This window comes from Bartonella sp. AA2SXKL, from assembly GCF_042197205.1.
In the GTDB taxonomy this organism is placed as follows: domain Bacteria; phylum Pseudomonadota; class Alphaproteobacteria; order Rhizobiales; family Rhizobiaceae; genus Bartonella.
This window is the reverse complement of sequence record NZ_JBHIRN010000182.1, coordinates 1-299: the sequence shown is the minus strand read 5'-3', so window position 1 is coordinate 299 and position 299 is coordinate 1. Positions and strand designations below refer to the sequence as shown.

The following is a 299-nucleotide window of genomic DNA, read 5'->3' as shown; positions in this document are numbered from 1 at the left end:
TGCTTATGGAAGGAGCATTTCCAGATTTTCAAGACCTTACCCCCTCAAATCTATTTTACATTCCCCTGAACGGAAAGGGTGAAATTAAATCCCAATCAATTCTTTTAAGCAAAGGAGAAGGAGAAACCCACTTAAGTGCTGTTAAGCTCAGTAAAATTGCATGGAAAAATCTTATTGCACTTATAACTTATTATCAAAATCCACAACAAGGCTATCTCTCACATGCCGTCCCTATTATGTCACAACGATATGAAGGTGACTATGACCATTTGGCACGGTTGTGGGAATGGTCAAGTGGT

General features: G+C 39.1%; 1 protein-coding gene. It reads left to right on the top strand.

The window, feature by feature from the left end; translation table 11 throughout:
* Positions 1-299, top strand: a 299-nt coding sequence (locus tag ACFINS_RS10560; protein ID WP_375706243.1) for a hypothetical protein, incomplete at both ends; no start/stop codon positions are given.